This window comes from Arthrobacter sp. H14 (assembly GCF_000520495.1).
GTDB lineage: Bacteria > Actinomycetota > Actinomycetes > Actinomycetales > Micrococcaceae > Arthrobacter_C.
In genome coordinates this window covers 35,741-39,716 of the sequence record NZ_KI914648.1, presented here as the reverse complement: position 1 = coordinate 39,716, position 3,976 = coordinate 35,741, and the positions used below count along the sequence as shown (strand labels likewise).

Here is a 3,976-nt window from a genome sequence, read left to right as displayed (position 1 = left end):
TGCCACCGGGCTGGCGGCCATCGCCGACGATTCCGGGCTTGCCGTCGACGTGCTCGGTGGGGCCCCGGGAATTTTCTCCGCCCGCTGGGCCGGCCGTCATGGTGACGACAGTGCCAACCTTGTCCTGCTGCTCGCGCAGTTGTCCGACGTGGGCGAGGAACACCGCACTGCGGCCTTCGTCTGTACGGCGGCCCTCGCGGTTCCCACAGCCGGCGGGCAGGAAGGCGTCGTCGCCGTCGAACACGGCCGGTTGGAGGGAACGTTGCTGCGGGAACCACGCGGCGAAGGCGGCTTTGGGTACGATCCAATCCTCCGCCCTACCGGTGACGAGCGCAGCTGCGCCGAACTCAGCGGAGCGGAGAAGAACGCGATCAGCCACCGCGGCCAGGCCTTCCGGGCATTGCTGCCCGCCATCACCGCGGAGCTCGCAAAGTAACGCGAAGCAAAGCGCCCCGGGGTGGAAATCGAAAAGTACTAAGCGTACTGTCTTTCATTAGAAAGCCTAATATCGAGCACACCTAAGGAGACCGGACGTGAAAGCACTAACCTGGCAGGGACGCCGATCACTCAGTGTCGAGAATGTCCCCGACCCAAAAATCGAAGAACCGACCGACGCGGTCATCAAGGTCACTTCGACGGCCATCTGCGGATCCGACCTGCACCTTTACGAAGTCCTCGGTCCGTTCATGGAGCAAGGGGACATTATCGGCCATGAACCGATGGGGATTGTCGAGGAAACCGGAAGTGCCGTCACCAACCTGTCCGTGGGGGACCGGGTCGTCATTCCCTTCAATGTTGCCTGCGGACACTGCTGGATGTGCGACCGCGGGCTGCAGTCCCAGTGCGAAACCACGCAGGTGCGCAAGTACGGCAGCGGCGCGGCCATGCTCGGCTACTCCAAGCTTTATGGCTCCGTTCCGGGTGGTCAGGCCGAGTACCTCCGCGTACCGCATGCCGACTACGGACCTATCAAGGTCAATGGTGGCCCGGACGACGAGCAGTACCTGTTCCTCTCCGATATTCTTCCGACGGCATGGCAGGGCGTGAAGTACGCCAACGTGCCCGACGGCGGCACCCTCGCCGTGATGGGACTGGGGCCGGTGGGCCAATTCGCCGCCCGCGTCGGCAAGTATCTCGGTTACCGGGTTCTCGCCGTCGACCCCGTTCCGGAACGCCGCGCCATGGCCGAGCGTCACGGCGTCGAAACCATGGACCTGAACCGCCATCTCAAAGACGCCATGAAGGACAGCACTGATGGACGCGGGCCGGACTCCGTGGTCGAGGCTGTCGGCATGGAAGCGCACGGGTCCCCGGTCGGTAAATTCGCCCAGGCCGCGGTGGGACTCCTGCCCGACAAGGCTGCACAGAAGGCGATGAGCATGGCCGGGCTGGACCGAATGAATTCCCTGCACACCAGCATCGACGTCGTCCGCCGCGGTGGGACGGTGTCGATCAGCGGTGTGTTCGGCGGGCAGACTGACCCGATGCCGATGCTGTCCATGTTCGACAAGCAACTGCAGTTCCGGATGGGGCAGTGCAACGTCAAGCACTGGATCGATGATCTGCTGCCGTTGGTGGAGGATTCCTCCGACCCGATGGGCGTGAAGGACCTGACCACGCACCGTGTTTCCCTTGACGAGGCGCCCGCCTACTACGAGAAGTTCCAGAAGAAAGAAGACGGCTGCATCAAGGTCGTCCTCAAGCCGTAGGTTCGGGGATGCCCGCCGCGATAGGGCACACTTAAGGCAATATGACGAACAGTATCTCCGCGCTCCTGCCCGCCCAGACAACGGACCCCACCAACGATCTCTCCGGAGTTGCACAGTGGGCGGTCGACCTGATGGAGACCATCGGCGCCCCCGGGGCAGGCCTGGCCATTGCGTTGGAGAACCTGTTCCCACCGCTGCCCAGCGAGGTCATTCTGCCACTGGCCGGCTTTACCGCCAGCCGGGGTAACTTCACGCTGTTTGAAGCGATCTTCTGGACGACCATAGGCTCCGTCGTCGGAGCATGGGTGCTTTACGGAATCGGTGCTGCGCTCGGCCGGCACCGGATGCGGGTGCTGGTCGGCAAGGTTCCATTGGTCGACATCGAGGACATCGACAAGGTCGAGGCGTGGTTCAACCGGCACGGGTATAGTGCTGTGTTCTTTGGCCGGATGATTCCGCTGTTCCGCAGCCTGATCTCCGTGCCGGCAGGGATTGAACGAATGCCGGTCTGGATATTCCTCGGGCTGACAACGGCGGGAAGCCTGATCTGGAACACGATCTTCGTCCTGGCAGGGTACTATCTCGGGGAGAACTGGCACATCGTCGAACAGTACTCCGGAATCTTCAAGAACATCGTCATCGTCATCGTGGTGCTGGTGTTCGCCTACTGGTTGGCAACCGCAATCAGGAAGTACCGCCGCAAGCGCGCCAGCGAAAGCAATGGTCCATCGCTTTGAACTTTCTGCGAATCGCATTCCACACCGTGCCGCTGACAAGTTGAGGTTCGCTCCGGGGGTACCCTTGAGGACGTGTCACTGGACTTTACTGCGATCGATTTTGAGACAGCCAACGGATTTCGCGGCTCTCCCTGCGCCGTAGGGCTCAGCAAGGTCCGCGGCGGACGGATCGTCGAAGAGGCGTCCTGGCTGATGCGGCCGCCCGAAGGGCACGACCACTTCGATCCGCGCAATGTCCGGATCCACGGCATCGAATCGCACATGGTCTCCCGGAGGCCGCGCTTCTGCGACCTCTTTGCCGAAATTGGCGGCTTTATCGGCGGTGACACACTCGTCGCCCATAATGCGGCCTTCGACATGGGCGTCATCCGTTCCGCCCTGGAAGTTTCCGAACTGGCCGGCCCCGCTTACGAATATGCCTGCACAGTGCTGCTGTCCCGCCGCAACTACAGCCTGGTCTCGTACTCGCTGCCGTTCGTCGCTGAGGCCGCCGGCGTTCCACTGCTCAACCACCACGACGCCGTCGAGGACGCCCGGGCCTGTGCCGGCATCATGATCGATATTGCGGCCAGGAACGAAGCCGCCAGTCTGGCCGAACTCTACCTGGCGATGAATCTGCAGGCGTCCAGGGCCGAGGAGTACATCCCGGGAGCGGGCCAGGTCTCCAAGCCCACCAGAACGGCGCTCGAACGGCTGGCGAACGGCGCCCCCGCCTTTACCGGCTGGAGCGGCTGGCCCGAGGAAGGCCCCAACCCGGATCCGAATCCCGACGCCGACAGTTCCCATCCGCTGTATGGCCATATCGTCGTGTTCACCGGAAATCTGGGCATGGCCAGAACCGAAGCGAAGCAACGTGCCGCACACCTTGGCGCCCAGCCCGCCAGTGGTGTTACCCGCAAGACATCGGTGCTCGTGGTGGGCGATGGCTTCGTCGCCGCGGACCTCATGTCCGGCCGCGTGACCGCCAAGGCACGCCGGGTGATGGACCTGCACGACCGTGGCCAGCAGATCGAGGTGCTCTCCGAAGGCGAGTTCCTGCAGATGACCGGCGGCCATTGGCCGGCTTCCGCAAGCTAGATGTACTGACCACGGAAGTTGGTGACGGCGGACGCCTTCACGATCCCGAGGTCGCTTTCACCAGGGAGCCCGCCAGAGTCCTGATCACGTCCTGTCCCTCCAGCCCATCGAGCCATTCCGCCGGCAGAGCCTCTTCGCCATAGAGCGCGCCCAGCAGGTTACCGGTGATGGAACCGGTCGAATCGCCCTTGCCCCCGTGGTTAACGGATAGAACGACGGCGGCACGGAAGTGCGCTTCGGCAGCCCCGGATGCTCCGGCCGCCCCTGATGCAGACTCCACCTTGGCGGTTGCCACCGCGGTTTCGGTGGCAAGAGCTGCATAGAGGCCGATCGCCAAGGCTTCCTCCGCCAGCTGTCCGGTGCCCAGTTCCGCGTTCAGATCCTCCGCTTGGAGCGGCGCCTGGTTCCCCAGCTTGAGGGCCTGTTCAAGCCGCTGCAGGACGGCCGGTTCCG

5 protein-coding genes are annotated in these 3,976 nt (G+C 63.5%); 4 read left to right on the top strand and 1 reads right to left on the bottom strand.

The window, feature by feature from the left end; translation table 11 throughout:
* The 4 genes from Y707_RS24915 to Y707_RS0109865 form a co-directional block, all read left to right on the top strand.
* A partial coding sequence (locus Y707_RS24915; protein ID WP_035781083.1) for a non-canonical purine NTP pyrophosphatase occupies positions 1-436 on the top strand: 436 nt, incomplete at its 5' end.
* Positions 437-533: 97 nt separating this feature from the next.
* Positions 534-1,709, top strand: a complete 1,176-nt coding sequence (locus Y707_RS0109875) for a zinc-dependent alcohol dehydrogenase (protein WP_026534963.1) — start codon at positions 534-536, stop codon at positions 1,707-1,709.
* Positions 1,710-1,750: 41 nt separating this feature from the next.
* Positions 1,751-2,446: a DedA family protein gene (locus Y707_RS0109870; protein WP_035781081.1), complete on the top strand. Its 696-nt coding sequence runs from the start codon at positions 1,751-1,753 to the stop codon at positions 2,444-2,446.
* A gap of 72 nt (positions 2,447-2,518) precedes the next feature.
* A complete protein-coding gene (locus tag Y707_RS0109865; protein WP_035781079.1) occupies positions 2,519-3,523 on the top strand; it encodes a 3'-5' exonuclease in 1,005 nt (334 codons plus the stop codon).
* Between the two features lie 37 nt (positions 3,524-3,560).
* On the opposite strand, the gene Y707_RS24910 is transcribed toward Y707_RS0109865, so the two are convergent.
* Positions 3,561-3,976: ADP-ribosylglycohydrolase family protein (locus tag Y707_RS24910; protein ID WP_035781077.1), on the bottom strand; the 416-nt coding region annotated here is incomplete at its 5' end.

Bases quoted from the DNA above. Each gene is read 5' to 3' on its own strand.
- Y707_RS0109870 (WP_035781081.1), top strand. From the start codon at position 1,751: ATGACGAACAGTATCTCCGCGCTCCTGCCCGCCCAGACAACGGACCCC.